We start from the raw sequence: 15,612 nt of genomic DNA, 5'->3' as shown, positions 1-15,612 counted from the left end.
TATGAATTACAGGCTTTTCGTCGCATTACTCATCCTGACAACCGGCCTTGCAGCCTGCGTTGAGCCTTTCAGCGTCAACTTTGGGAGCGCGAAAGAGTATGTGGTCGTGGATGGCGTGGTGACGGATATGGACGGGCCACAGATCATAACCCTTGCCAAAACAAATCCAGAGGCCAGCAACGAAAGCTCTGAATTTACCCAAACCATCTGGACCAAAGGACAATCCACCTTGCCACTTTCCAAAGCAAAAGTGAAGATTACCGTAAATGGCACCCAAACATTCGATCTTACGGAAACAGATCCCGGCAGCTACCAGTTGCCTCTCTCTTTCAAAGGAAAAGTGGGTGATTCCTATCAACTGCAATTCGTGACGGAAGACGGCAAAAGTTATGAATCCTCGGCAGAAACGATGCTTCCGGTGACACCCGTCAAGCGCGCTTACGATGTTTTCAATCCGCAGGGTATCTCCAAACTGTCTGAGTATTATGGCGATTATACGCCCAGCAACGACATTTATCTGGATTTCGATGATCCGGCTGGCGAGAAGAACTTTTACCGCTGGCAATGGACCTTATGGGAGATCCAGAAAACCTGCACGACCTGCAATCAGGGAAAATACTATCTTTTTGAAACCGAAAGCGGCACTGACGGTGATTGCTTCAAAGACCTTACGCTGAAACCCAATAACATTTTCGATTACACTTGTGAAGACCTTTGCTGGGACATTTTTTACAGTACCGATATTACCATTTTCGCCGACACTTATACCAATGGACAGAGCCAGAAAGACAAAATGGTCGCGCAAATTCCTTTGCTTCAGGCTAATCCCTGCCTGGTTAGTCTGCAACAGAACTCGCTGACCCCAAACGCCTACCGCTTTCTCAAATTGATCCAGGACCAGGCTGTCAATTCCGGCACGCTGGCCGACACGCCACCTGCGCCCATCCAGGGAAATGTGGTAAATGCTAAAGACAAAAACGAACTGATCATCGGGTTTTTCACGGCTTCTTCAGTGTCGGAATATAAAACCATGCTCTGGCGTAAAAACATCCGTAATGCGGCCGTTTTGAACCAGCTTTTCAAAACCGTACATAACCGCGATCCCATATTGGAAGAGCGCTCCAATGAGCGGCCTTATATTCCTTTGGCGATTTGTAAAAAGAGCCGGTCGAGGACGCCATTTTTGCCGAAAGATTGGAAGTGGACGCAGTAGTTGATGCCACGAAATCACGAATTGACACGAATTATTCATGAGTAAATTTTACCTGATAATCTTATTGCTGATCACTACGGCCCAGGGATTTTCTCAGGGACTGACGATAACAGGGACTGTCAAGGATTCCGCGACGCTGGCTCCTTTGTATGGCGCCTCCATTGTGATCGACTACCGGCGTAACTGGTCGGTCGCGAAAATGGATGAAAAAGGAAATTTCTCCATTGAACTGCCTTCCGGGGACCATGTGCTGGTGATCAGACATGTGGGATACGAATCGTTCCGGGTGTTTATCAAGGACGGGACGGACAAAATTCACTTTGATGTAAGAATGGCTACCACTTCCAGCCAATTGGAGGAGGTGATCATCACCAGCAAAGGTTTCGACCAAACGATCCGGCAGCCCATTTTGGGTTCATTGCAGATCAACATCAAAACACTGGAGAAACTGCCGTCGGCTTTCGGCGAGCTGGATATATTGCGCAGCCTGCAAATGCTGCCCGGTGTTTCCAGCGTTGGCGAGGCTTCAAACGGCGTTAATATTCGCGGCGGTACCACGGACCAGACGCTGATCTTATTGGACGATACCCCCATTTTCAACCCTACCCACATGTTTGGCTTATTTTCGGTGATTCCGCCCAATACGGTTAATAACCTCGATTTGTACAAAGGCAATGTTCCGGCGCGGTTTGGGGGACGGGTGGCTTCCGTATTGGACATATCGACCAAAAACCCAAACCTGGAAAAACTGAAACTGGCAGGCGGTGTCAGCTTAATTTCCAATAGACTGATGATCGATGCGCCGATTATTAAGGGTAAACTGGGTATTTACGTGGCGGGTAGGGGCGCCTTCAATGATTTTATTTTACCAAAATTGGATAAGCAACTGCAAAACATCCGGGCGCGGTTTGGCGAACTTTCGGCCAAATCATTTTGGCGGGTGAACGATAAAAATACAGTAACCTGGATGGGTTATTACAGTGACGATTACTTTAAAACCGATCTTTTGACCAATCTTCCCAATGTTGTCGGGACAGATACCTACTACAAGCATATCACTACCAACTCGATGCTCCGCTGGCTGCATGTGATCTCTCCCAAGCTGAACCTGCAAACTACGGCCGTCTATGCCAAATACGCACCGGATATCGGAACGGCTGAAAAAGCGACCGGCAACATTGTCAAATTGCGCTCTTCGACGGAGCAGCGGCAATTGAAATCCAACATCAATTACCAGCTTTCTAATCATAAGTTTGAAACGGGGATCGCCGCGACGCAGTACGTGATCAAACCTGGTACGCTGTTTCCCGGTGCGAGCGAAAGTGTCAATTACATCGCAACACCTACTGAAAAAGCGAATGAACTGGCCTGGTATGTGGATGATGAGGTCAACTTCTCGAAGAAATTTGCGGTTTCTTTTGGGCTGCGCTATTCCTTGTTCATGTCGGTCGGCCCGTCGGTTGTGCGCCATTACCAGCCGGGGCAGCCCCGCGACGAGTTTTCCGTAACGGATTCTACCATTTTTGGCAAGGGAAAAATCGCTGAATCGTATGGCGGACTGGAGCCCAGACTGGGCCTGAGATATGCGTTAAATGACAATATATCGCTCAAATTCGGCTATAACCTCATGCGCCAATACATCCAGGTGGTATCCAATACAGCTACGCCAATCCCGACTTCCCGCTGGAAAACGAGTGATACGCACATCAAACCGCAGATCAGCAATTTGTTTACGGCCGGGTATTACCAATCTTTTGACGATAATATCTATGAAGTTTCGCTCGAAGGTTATTATCGTAATGCCACCAACATCATCGATTACAAACCGGGAGCGGATTTTCTTTTACAACGTTTCCCTGAAACGCAATTGATCCAGGGCAGGAATAAGTCATACGGCGCGGAACTGATGATTTCCAAGAAAAAAGGGACTACCAAAGGATGGGCGAATTACACCTATGCACGTTCCCTAAACATTGTAGATAAAGGTGCCGCATTGATCGAACTGGTGAACCGGGGCGGCTGGTATCCTGCCAATTACGACAAGCCGCACAGCTTCAATGCGTCGCTGGATATTACGGTGGATTCCCACAATTCATTTGGATTTACTTTTGCCTACAGTACAGGAAGGCCTTATACGGAGCCGATTGGCTTTATCAATTACCAGAATAATGTTTATCCATTCTACGACAGGCGCAACAACAAACGTATCCCCGATTACCACCGGCTCGACTTTGCCTGGAATATCTACAACCCCAGCATGAAAAACAGAAGATGGCAAGGGCATTGGACGTTCTCGGTATACAATGTATATGCCCGGAAAAATGCTTACTCGGTGTTTTTCAAAACAGAAAACGCGGTTAGCAAAAGCTATAAGCTCAATATCTTCGCTGCACCTATCGCCACGATTGCCTACAATTTTACATTCTGATCACTTTTTCCTGCTGATCACCACGAGCTCATCGTCGTTTCTGGCGGCGACTATTGCCTCGCCGGTTTTCAGTTTTATTTTTCGAAGCTTTTTCACCTGGCCTTTTACCTGCAATCCATTCAGCGATTCAGGGCTGAAATTGCAGTTTCCATGGTTGATCAATACCGTTCCAAAATCGCTGTCGTAACGTCCCATCTGAATATTGCAGTTGTAGAAATTACCCATGATCAGCACGTCGGGGAGCTTATCGCCATTGGCGTCGATAATCTGCGCGTCGTAAAAGGGTGTCCATTGCGCTTTGAAAGGCAACGCTTTCAACTGAAAACCGCCTTTTCCATCATTGACCAAAACTGCGTTCTCGAAGTAATCTGCCGACAAAACCTGCGCCTCTTTCAATTTATCATCGCCTACCAGGTCGCCCGTGCTTGCTTTGGCAAACTGGGCTGCATAGATATATTTTTTGCGGATCATCGGAATCTGCTTTTCCATTTCCAGCTTGGTTGGAAACAGTACTTCCTGCGCATTGAGATAATAAGTCAGAATGGGCTCCTTACGGCCATTTCCGTCATAATCATTGATATACATTTTCACCGGCTGCTCTGTATTTGCCTTCAAGCGACTGTTCAGGCCCAGATTTCCGGCAAGGATATCGGTATCTCCGTCGCCGTCAAAATCATAAGGCATCACGAAATTCCACCAGCCTCTCTTGTCGGTCAGCATTTTCTTGGTGAAACTCCCGCCTTCATTTTGCATCATGCAAATCCCGTCCCATTCCAATGCCAGCAGCAGGTCTTTGTCGCCGTCTTTATCCAGGTCTGCCAGCTTCGCATTTCTGACATACCCTATGGCCTGCAAATCTTTCGCATATTGCTGTGTAACATCAATGAATTTACCGGAGCCGTCGTTTTTCAGTAGATACGATTTAGGTATTTCACCATAATTCAGGGGGACCGCCCGCCCTCCGATAAAAAGATCAGTAACTCCGTCACCGGTAAAATCAAATGGGACGATGCAGGAAGCCGTGACGTAAACATCTTTGAAAGCGTCGGCTTTGACACTCAGGTTACCTTTGCCGTCATTAAGATAAACCCTCGGCAATTGGAATTCTGAATTGTGGCTGTACTCATTTCCGCCCGTCGCTACGACCAGATCCGGGTGGCCATCTTTGTTGACATCCACCCATTCCGCATCAATTTCCTCGTAAGTGCTGTCTTTTACCAAAGCCGGTTGAACCGATTCTTTGAAATTCCCAGCCGTAGTCTGGACAAATAAATGGCTGCGCAGCTTCTTGGAAGAACCTACAAAAATATCTTCCAAACCGTCGTGGTTAATATCCGCGATCGCCAACGCCGGCCCGTCTGCTGTTACTTCGAAAGGGATCAGCGAATTCCGGTCAAATTCAATGAAATTGTTTTCCTCGTGACGGACATCTACACCCAATTCAGCTGCAATATCTTCGTATGTAAATGACTTGCTCCGCTTGCTTTCCTTCAATTTCTGGTAGTCAAAAGCAGGAAGACCGCCTTTGTACGCGACGGAAAGCGAGTCTTTTAAATCGGCATTCCTCAAAACCTGATACCGGTTGTTCGGCCAGATGATCAGCATGGAATCCACATCAGCCCTTTTACCAAATCCAATATTCAAAGGGATTTCCATGCTGGATTGGAAACCGCGGACAGGAAATTTTTCAAAAGTCAGGGTTTTATCCTTCTTAAAAACCAAACATTTTGTGCCGATCGCATTGAGATTTCCGGGCGCGCCTTTGAGATATAACCTTGTGAAATCATTTTTAGCTGCTTTTTTCTCATTCAGGTTTTCATAAACAAATGCCTTCTCGTTGATATTGTTCGTTACAATATCCATATCCCCGTCGTTATCGAGGTCCGCATACACAGAACCATTGGAATAGGAAACCTGATCATTACGCACCAGCCCGGCCAAATCTTTGAACATAAGGTCACCCTGGTTCCCGAAAAACCTGTTCAGCAGTTTGATTTCAGGCAGCTTATCCGCCAACCCTGGATCGTTTTCATCAAAATTCTTATTGCGGATCTTTTCCTGTACCACGTCGTCTGACATGAATTTGATATAGTCCGTATCGTTCATCCGCTTGGGAATTCCGTTGGAAATAAAGAGGTCCTTTAAGCCGTCATGATCAAAATCCGAAAAAAGAGCCGCCCACGACCAATCTGTCGCATGAATGCCTGCATACATCCCAATCTCGCTGAAAGTGCCGTTCCCATTGTTGTATTGCAGGTTATTCCGGGCAAACTGGTAATTGTACCCCTGCCGGATCTTGTATTTGAAAATGCTGTAAACATCCTCTCCCTCCGATTTTTTAAGGATTTCATAATCCGAAGGCAGCATATCCAACGACACGATCTCCGGAAAAATATCGTTGTTCAGGTCACCTATATCCACGCCCATTGAAAACTGGCTGGTATGCATCAGCGAAGAATCCGTCATATCCCTGAAACTGCCGTTTTTCTGATTGATGTAGAGGTAATCATTCTCGTGAAAGTCGTTCCCGATGTACAGGTCGGGATAGCCGTCGAAATTAATGTCTCCAACTCCCAGTCCAAGTCCATACCCCAATGCAGAACTGTGAATACCTGCCGTTTTTGTAATCTCAATGTATTTTCCGCCATCATTCCGGAAAAGTTTGTCGCCAGCCAGCGGATGATAGGTGTTGTCAAAAAACGCCCGCCTCCCAAATGTTCCGTTCTGGTGCACCGAGTGATTCAGCTGGAACATATCCAGGTCGCCGTCCAGGTCGAAATCGAAGAACAAAGCCTGGGTACCGAAAACAACCAGGTCCAGACCGTATTCTTTTGATTTTTCTGCGTAAACCGGAACGCCTTCCTTGGTGATTTCCTGACAAACAAAAAGCAGGTTATGCCCCTTCATCGACTCAAAATCACCGACCTGGCTGACATAAATATCCAGCATACCGTCCTGGTTGATGTCTACAATGGACACGCCATTGGACCAGCCCTTACCGCCTTTGAAATTCGCCTTCTCGGTAACATCCTCGAACTTCAGCCCAGACTTATTGAGATAAATCCGGTTCTGCTCCTGATTGGCGGTGAAGCATAAGTCAACCAATCCATCATTGTTCAAATCGCCTGCTCCAACCCCTCCACCATTGTAAAAATACATGTAGTAGAAAATGTTAAAATCTTTGGTCGGTTTGAGGGTATTGGAGAAATCGATCCCGGTTTTTTCGGAGGTAAGCAAATCAAACTGATAGTCCTGCAAATTCTTTTCCGGTGAACAGGAAATACCCGCCCAGCAAATAACCAGGCCAAAAACCGGCCCAATCAGCTTTTTAATATACATTAGAAATATATCGGACAAAATAATGGCAGATTTAAAGCTTGTTGATCCTGAACAATACCGGGGTAGCATTGTTGACGAGATTGATCAGGTAGGGTGCTCCCTGGATCGTCAATGGGCTGATTTGCTTCACCTCGCCGTCAATGGCGAAGCCGCTCCGATTGCTCAGCAAAACGTCGAATTGCATGTTGCCTTTGTTGATCAGCACGTTACCACGGCATGCGTCCAGTGCTCCGAGCTGCGGAATGAAATGTGTGAAATTCCCGCCCACGATCAGGTCCGGCTTCCCATCGTGGTTCACATCTTCGCTTTCGATGGCATTCAGACAAGAAATCTGCACCATGTCAGGTAGCGGAACGAGTTTAAATTTTCCTTTTCCGTCATTGACCGCAATCGCGGATTTCAGGTAAGTCACCGATTTCTCGACTGCCGATTTCAGCAAGTCCTCCGGGAACAAATCTTGCACCGACTTGGTGGCATATTCTGAATGCTTGATGCTTTTTTTCTTCAGAAACGGAAACTGGGTGGTTAACTCCCTTTTCAACAAAATCGGCATATCCTTCGAATCCACCGTTTTGGACATTACTTTTTCAATAGTACCGTTTTTATTGAAATCGTTAATCCAGATTTTCAGCGGGGCTTCAGAGCTTGCTTCCAGCGAGAAATTCTCTCCCAAGTTCCCCAAAGCAATATCCTGGTCCCCGTCCCCGTCCAAATCAGCCACTTTGACTGCGCCCCAGAAGCCCGAAAATCCCTCCAGGCCGGAACTTGTCTTCACAAATTTTCCGGCACTGTATTTGAAGATCACCGGTGCCATCCAGTCGCCTGCCACGATCAATTCCTTTACCTTATCTCCGTCCACATCCGCCCAATACGCATCGCGAACCATTCCCAGCCTTGCGAATTCAGGTGCTATGGCTTTGCCTACTTCTTTAAAAATACCTTTTCCGTCATTCTGATAGAGATAACTTCTCGGACTGGAACCATATTCGCGGGGAACGCTCCGGCTACCCACAAACAAGTCGAGATCGCCGTCCTGGTCGTAATCATTTGCCGCGATCACAGCGGTATTCATTGCATTGGGCGGCAAAGCCCTCGTATTGATCGTAAAATTTCCTTTCCCATCGTTCAGATAAAGCCTGGTCGGCAGTTCAGGGCTGTTTTTCTGCGTTTCGTTTCCTCCACTGCCAACCACCAGGTCCAGGTCCCCGTCTCCGTCCGCATCCAGCAGTGCCGCCGCCGTATCCTCAATTCCGGCCAGATCGGAAAAAATTTTCTGTGGTGATTTTACGAAGCCGGCACCTTTTTGCAAATACAACTGGCCACCCTGACCTTTTGCTCCACATATAAAAATATCTTCTTTCCCATCTCCATTCACATCGCCGATCGCTGCTTTCGGCCCTTCCTCGGACAGCATTACAGGAATATTCCTTTCATTATAAAAGTCCTCATACCGGTTTTCGCGATGCGGCTCAAAGCCTGATATTTCCGCCTTTGTTAAAATCGATTCATTTTTTACTGGATTGATCTCGATAGCCCGATCGGCCTTTTCAATGGAAAAAATCAAAGTCGTATCTGCCTTCCTCTGGGCTACGCTGGTCATTTTCCGATTTGGCCACATAATCCGGATCGAGTCGATGGTACTTGTTTTGCCCAGCCCGATCGTGATCGGATATTCGGTACTGGATTGGAAGCCGCGTGCAGGGTTTACCTGTTTGCCAAAAATCTCTTTTCCGGCATAGACCTCAATCTTGGCACCGATCGCGTAAGTGTTCATACCCTCGCCGGTCAGCCTGAGCTTGATGTAATGGTTCTTTTCTTTTTTGCTTTCCGACTTATTGCGGTACACAAAACAAGGCTGGTTTACATTATTCACTACCAGATCCAGGTCACCATCATTGTCGAGATCGGCATAAGCGGCACCATTGGAAAATGACTTTGTAGTAAAGCCAAACTCCTCGCCGCGTTCCCTGAACTGCAGGTTACCCTCGTTATGGAAAAAGTTATTGAGGATCGGGGTCGACGGCATCCTGTCGATGATGTTCTGCATGTTTTGTTTTTCACCCGACATCACCATTTTTTGGGTTACCTCGTTGGCAAAAAAATCGATGAAATCCTGGTCGAGAATGTCGTGATAGATCCCGTTGCTGACATACACATCCGTTTTGGAATCATTATCGGCATCAAACATCAAAGCCCCCCAGCTCCAGTCGCTGGCGGCGATGCCCGAGTAATTGGCAATTTCGCTGAAAGTGCCGTCCTGGTTATTGAGCTGCAGGCTATTCTGCATGTATTGGTTATAGAAACCCTTCTCTTTCTTAAGGTTAAAAAGGTAGTGGTTTTCAAATGATGTCGTGGTTTTGTAGCGGTATTCGTCGCGTGGCAGCATGTCCGTCACAAATAATTCAGGGTAACCGTCATTGTTGATATCCGCCATATCTGCGCCCATGGAAGCCAGACTGGTATGTTTCATTCTTTTTTCAAGCTCCTCGGAAAATGTGCCGTCCCTTTGATTAATATATAAATAATCTTTTTCGTAAAAATCATTGCAGATGTAAATGTCAGGATACTGGTCGCCATTGATATCGCCCACAGTAATGCCTAGGCCAAAACCGATCAGACTGCCATAAATGCCCGCCTTTTCGCTGACATCGACAAATTTACCATTGTCATTTCGCAATAATTTCGCGCCGCCGCCTTTTAAAAAGTCCTTTACTGGCCAATCTTTTGCCCTCAAATTACGGTCATTGGCATAATTGAGCGTATTGACTGGAATAAAACTATTATTGAGAATGTAGGCGTCCAGATCACCGTCCAGGTCGTAATCCAGAAAAGCGGCGTGGGTAGTGTATCCGGTTTCGTCCAAGCCATATTTTTTGGCCGACTCCGTGAACGTTTGGTTGCCGTTGTTGATATAAAGCGAATTGCCCTGCTTATTGACAAATTTCTGATAACCCGCATTGCAGACATAAATGTCCAAAAGGTTATCCCCATTGACGTCCACCATCACCACGCCAGTGCTCCATTTATCAGGCTCGCCTACTCCAGCTTTCTCGGTAATATCTTCAAATTTCCAATTGCCTTTGTTCAGGTACAATTTATTTTCACCCATGTTGGCCGTGAAATAAATGTCGGGCAAACCATCGTTGTTGATATCCCCAATGGCCACGCCGCCTCCATTATAAAAATTCCGGTAGTTGAAAATGTTAATGTCTTCACGGTCCTCGACTTTATTGACAAAATCAATACCGGTTTCAGAAGCATCAAGTTCTTCAAACAGGCCAACAGGCTTATCTGCGTTCCGGCAACTAAAGAGAAACAGAAAGAGGGTAGCGAGAATGCCTGTACAAACAGGCCGCGTATTTTTGGTTATCATTTATTTGTTGTCGAAGAACTGAAAGCTTCTTTTTCAGTAATATTTGCCAGGCTGACGGCGGGTTTCTTATAAACAATTACACCTTCAAGAGGAAGCAACTTATCCGGTTGCTGAAAATCACTGTATTTGCCAACCTTGCCGGTCAGTTTAAAAACCATCTTATCTTTTGAGAAACTGCTGGCTGTGATCTCCCCTTCTGTCATCATATATCCCTCACCGATCATTTTCTCACGGTCCGTGATCTTACCTATTTTCAGATTGGTATTGGCTTCGCTGGTCTTACCAGCGCTGCCTTTAATCGTCTCAGCGGCATACCATCGGTTCTTTCCAATGTTCAGGATCGTTTTGCCGTCAAACTGGTCGGTTAAGGTAACATTCATCGCCTGATCAGACATCAGTATCTGCCCTGTAAAAACGCTCTCTGGCGCATAAAATTCTTTGCCATTGATCTTCACCAAAATATGGGCCTGATTGTCCGTCAACGATTTAAATAACTCCTCAGTTTGCTGGTCTGTTGAATCCCCTCGCTGGCATGCCCCGTTGATGCTGATCATCAATATAAGCCCATACCATATAATTTTCAAGCGTTTCATTTGATCAATAAAAAACGAAAATGCTCGAAAGCTTCGAGCATTTTCGTTAAGAAACAAGCATTTATAATCAATAACCTGGGTTCTGCGTAAGGTTTGCATTAGATACCAAAGCTGCAGAAGGTATCGGGTACAGCACGGTGTATGGCTCTTTTACAGAAACACCCTCACCCGTGATAAATTTCCCGAAGCGAATCTCGGTGGTTCTCTTTCCGCCCTCCCAGTAAAGTTCGCGGCCGATTTCCGCAAAAAGGCTTTCTTCGTTCAGGGAAGCCAGAGTGGTTGCGCCACGGGTAGTCCTCAGCGTGTTGATCTGCGTCAAAGCACCCGCTGCATTTCCTGCTCTCAGTAAGGCCTCGGCTTTCATCAGGTATGCTTCTGCGTAGCGCATCAGGATGTATTTTCCCGAGTTAGCAGGGTGATACTTGATAACGCGGATACCCTTATCAGTGGCTGCGCCAGCCAAAGGCACATCTCTTGTGAATTGCAATGGTTTCTGAGTCCTGGTGTCCACAATCGCCGCTCCTTTGTCGTTATATTGCTGCCCAATTAAAAACCCTAAACCTACACCTGAATAAGCGGTACCGTCCTTTTTAGCCGGTGAGCCAATTCTTGTATCTTTGGCTTCAAATGTATCATAGAAGTCCGCCAGTGTCGCGAACCCGTTCCAGCCCGAAGGGTTCTGGTCGTAGTGAAGTGTCATAAACCAGCGGTTCTGAGCAGTTCCTTCCAGGACGACAAAAATAGGCTCAGTTTTGGCAGCCGATGAAAATGCGCTGAAATAATCCTTTTCAAGTGAATAACCGTCGGCAGTAATCGCGTCGACATAACTCACCACTTTATCCATATCAGCTTTGTCGAAAGTATACGGACCCTCTGGAGCTGCACTTTTGTAAACTGCTTTGTTCAAATAAAGCTTAGCAAGCAAAAAATTGGCAGCAGCTTTGGTTGCGGTTCCGTTTGTCACCGAAGGGCCTGATTTCGGCAGCGCCGGAAGGGCCTCCTCCAGGTCTTTTACGATATAATCAAAAGCTTCTGATCTCGTCAGAATTTTTGGAAGCTCATCAGCGCCCTGGGTTACCTCCCTAAACGGAACCACTCCCCAATAATCCATTACCCAAAACATATTGTAAGCGCGAAGGAACTGTGCTTCGGCCTTTTGCACCGCGGTTGGATTTGAAGCGATGATCTCAGTGGAGCGGTAGGCCCGCTGGTTCAATGCGTTCCAGGCACTTAGGATGTACGAGTGGGAAGCGTCCCACGTATGCGCGTCCAAAGTACGCCACACTCCATTATCACCCCAGTCAACACCCCGGGTTGGAGGAATCATTTCGGCCGTTACGTGCTCTCCCAATGCATAAATACCAGCCTGGTCCGAGTATGTCGAGAGATCCTTGTAGGCAGAAGACAACGCTTCCGAGACGATTACAGGGGCAAAACCGCCATCGGAATCTTTATTGACAACTGAATCTTTTTCTTCATTGACAAGGTCTGTGCAAGCGGACAAAACCGCAATGCTCATCCCCGCAACCAATATTTTATAAATTTTACCAGTTTTCATTTTTACGAGTTTTAAATGATTTAGAATGAGACATTAACACCAACTGTCCATGTCCTTGCCCTTGGGTATGCCGTATAGTCGATACCAAACGAGGGAATGTCATTCAATGATTTGTTAGTACTCACCTCAGGATCCTGACCACTGTACTTGGTAATAGTCAGCAGGTTTTGTCCTGAAACAAAGATACGTGCATTACTCAGGACTTTATTGCTTTTCATAGGGATACGGTACCCGAGTGAGAAGTTTTGAAGCCTTACAAAATCTCCTTTTTCCAAAAAGCGGGTAGAAACGTCAGGGGCATTGAGTGCTCCCTCTCCGTTACCAATCACATTCTTAGTCACATTACGTCCATTGGCAAACGATCCTTGGGTGAAAAACGCATTAGCTGTGTTGGAATACAGATAATTACCAAATACACCATTAAAGAAAATACTCATATCAAAATTCCCATACTTGAAATTGTTGGTCAAACCTGCGTTCACTTTTGGAAGCGGGCTCTTTCCATTCAGGAATTGCTGGTAATCCCCATTAGGATAAATCGAGTTCCCATTTTCGTCGAATCCGCCAAACTCACGCAGGAACCATGCAAACAGTGGCTGTCCCTCTGCCAAACGTTGTGCAAATGCACCTGATAGCCCTTGTCCGTTGATCTCGCCGGTATCATATGTACCAACCAGGTTTTTCACAAGGTTTTTGTTGTAAGAAGCATTTACCAAAACTTCCCAGGTGAATTTTTTACCATCTACGATCGCTGCATTCAAAGCAAGTTCGATACCTCTGTTTTGAATATCAGTGTCAAGGTTCCGATAAACAAATGGGTTCGGAGCCGGCTGCGCTGCAACTACTTTAAACAGAAGATCCTTTGTGCTTTTGTTATATACATCGATGCTACCGCCCAGTCTGCCTTTCAGAATAGAGAAATCCAAACCGAAGTTGAAAGCTGCCGTAGATTCCCATTTTAAATTAGGGTTATTGAAAGCCACTGCGCTCAAACCACCTCCGGAGATATTGGTACCCGTATCGTTGATCGAATAATCCCCGTAACGGTCTCTTCTGTCATATACATTGTGAGGAATGGCCTGATTACCCGTAACACCATAACCTATTCTCAAAGCCAGGTCCGTAAATACTGTTTTAGGAATAAAATCTTCTTCTACCAGTTTCCATTTAAACGCTCCCGACGGGAAATAACCATATTTGTTATTACCCCCGAATTTGGATGACCCATCCACACGCAGTGTACCGGTAAACAAATACTTGCTGCCAAAACCAAGGTTCACACGACCAAAATAGGACTGCAGCTCGTCTTTAGTATAGCTTGAATTCTGAATTACTGAACCTACAGTTGCTACTGCCGTTTCGTCTTTCGGAGTCACACTCCCTGCAATAGCCAGGTTATTGATCATCAGATCCAGGTTGCTTGTCCTGAAACGGGTAGCGGCCACATTCTTGGTGCCATATTCAAAGCTTTGATAAGAATATCCCAGCAATGCGTTCAACGACACGTTGCCTATCTCTTTGTCATAAGTAAAGTAGTTTTCCCACAACTGGTTGTTGGTTTCAACATCCCTGATGTAAACACGGCCCAGGTCCCGGATACCTGTTACATACAAATCTCTCGAGTAAGCCTGTTTTCTCGAAGCCATTGATTTGTCAAAGCCAAGCACGGTCTTGAATTTCAATCCTTTGATAATTTCCAGTTCCGCATTGATATTACCCAGTGCACGCAATGTATTGTTTTTATCTTTCGATAAGTTCACAAATGCAGCTGGGTTTGGCTCCGAGTTAGTTACCTGGTTATAAACGCCGGGTGCCGAGAAAACCGCCCTTGTTGGATTGGCTTTCAATATGCTGCCCATCAAATCACCTTCAAAACCAATGTTTTCCGAAATAGGTACGCCTGTGTCCTGTGTATTGGCAAAGTTCAGGTTGCTACCGATAGTCAGTTTATCCCCGATGAACTTCTTTTGGCCTGAAAAACCAACGCTGTACCGTTTTACATTGGAAGTTTGAACAATACCATCCTGGTTCAAATAACCGAGGGAGAAACGATAATTCCCTGAAGCGTCGCCGCCGCCATAAGAAAGGTTATGCTGTTGTGTTTTGGCGGTTCTGAACAATACGTCCTGCCAGTCCGTATTGGAACCCTGGTCCTGCCCGCCTGCAGCCCTGTACTCATCGGCGTTCAGCAAGTCATACTTCTTGGTAATGTTGCTGATACCATAAGAGTAACCGTAATCAAGTGTTCCTTTTCCTCTTCCTCTTTTGGTTGTGATCAAAACCACACCATTGGCACCCCTCGAACCATAGATAGCCGTTGCAGAAGCATCTTTCAGGATGTCCATGCTCTGAATATCATCGGGATTCAAAAAGTTCAGCGGATTTTTGGCTGGCTGACGTCCCACACCCTGGTTATCTCCACCGCTGGAAGTATTATCGCCGCTAAGCGGTACCCCGTCGATCACAAACAATGGGTTGTTGCCGCCTAGTACCGACGATGTTCCGCGGATACGTACGTTAATACCGCCGCCCGGCTCACCACTTTGCTGGGTGATCTGCACACCTGCAACCCTGCCCTGCATTAACTGTTCAGGCGAAGTAACGATACCCTTCTGAAAATCCTTGGAGCCCAGCGCGGATACTGCTCCGGTAGCATCTTTCTTTTTAACTGTTCCGTACCCCACAACCACGACCTCTTCCAGTGCTTTCACATCTTCCGAAAGTGTCACGTCTAGAATAGATTTGTTTCCAACGGGAACATCTTTGGAGATAAAACCGATTGCGCTGAATGTCAACGTAGTATTGGCCGGAACGCTGATCTGATAGTTCCCTTCAACATCCGTATTGGTCCCGCGCGTACTCCCTTTCACTGTTACGGTAACGCCCGGAATGCCTCCGGCCTTAGAATCCGTCACTTTACCAGCCACATTTACGTCCTGCGCAACAACCATGGCTACATTCAGGATTCCTAGCAGAAGCGTTAACAGAGCAGATCTTTTGACTGACGATTTTTTCACTGCAACATGAGCGGACCCATCCGGAAAATCATGTTGACGAAGGGCAAGAATGGATAATTGCATCATAGGTTAGATATTTGATAGTCGATTT

The 15,612-nt window shown here is 46.4% G+C and carries 7 protein-coding genes; 2 read left to right on the top strand and 5 right to left on the bottom strand.

Going from position 1 to position 15,612, the window contains the following annotated elements; translation table 11 throughout:
- The first annotated feature begins 1 nt into the window (after window position 1).
- A complete protein-coding gene (locus AC1XUF_RS09655) occupies window positions 2-1,213 on the top strand; it encodes a DUF4249 domain-containing protein (RefSeq protein ID WP_483341567.1) in 1,212 nt (403 codons plus the stop codon).
- A gap of 37 nt (window positions 1,214-1,250) precedes the next feature.
- Window positions 1,251-3,641 (top strand): TonB-dependent receptor, encoded by a 2,391-nt coding sequence (locus AC1XUF_RS09650; RefSeq protein ID WP_483341566.1) that lies wholly within the window; start codon window positions 1,251-1,253, stop codon window positions 3,639-3,641.
- Here AC1XUF_RS09650 and AC1XUF_RS09645 read toward each other — a convergent pair whose 3' ends face one another.
- The 5 genes from AC1XUF_RS09645 to AC1XUF_RS09625 all read right to left on the bottom strand — a co-directional run bounded on the left by AC1XUF_RS09645 (window position 3,642) and on the right by AC1XUF_RS09625 (window position 15,587).
- A complete protein-coding gene (locus AC1XUF_RS09645) occupies window positions 3,642-6,980 on the bottom strand; it encodes a VCBS repeat-containing protein (protein WP_483341565.1) in 3,339 nt (1,112 codons plus the stop codon). It lies immediately after the preceding gene.
- Between the two features lie 31 nt (window positions 6,981-7,011).
- Window positions 7,012-10,353 carry a VCBS repeat-containing protein gene (locus tag AC1XUF_RS09640; RefSeq protein WP_483341564.1) on the bottom strand — a complete coding sequence of 1,114 codons (3,342 nt, stop codon included), beginning with the start codon at window positions 10,351-10,353 and terminating at the stop codon, window positions 7,012-7,014.
- Window positions 10,350-10,946 carry a hypothetical protein gene (locus AC1XUF_RS09635; RefSeq protein WP_483341563.1) on the bottom strand — a complete coding sequence of 199 codons (597 nt, stop codon included), beginning with the start codon at window positions 10,944-10,946 and terminating at the stop codon, window positions 10,350-10,352. Before AC1XUF_RS09635 ends, AC1XUF_RS09640 begins: the two co-directional genes overlap by 4 nt.
- 67 nt (window positions 10,947-11,013) lie before the next feature.
- The gene (locus tag AC1XUF_RS09630; protein ID WP_483341562.1) at window positions 11,014-12,504 is read right to left on the bottom strand and encodes a RagB/SusD family nutrient uptake outer membrane protein; all 1,491 of its coding nucleotides are present in this window, start codon (window positions 12,502-12,504) and stop codon (window positions 11,014-11,016) included.
- Between the two features lie 20 nt (window positions 12,505-12,524).
- A complete protein-coding gene (locus AC1XUF_RS09625) occupies window positions 12,525-15,587 on the bottom strand; it encodes a SusC/RagA family TonB-linked outer membrane protein (protein WP_483341561.1) in 3,063 nt (1,020 codons plus the stop codon).
- Between the last annotated feature and the right edge of the window lie 25 nt (window positions 15,588-15,612).

The organism is Dyadobacter sp. HNCC25DJ185 (assembly GCF_056895195.1).
This window is presented reverse-complemented; position numbering and strand designations above follow the sequence as displayed.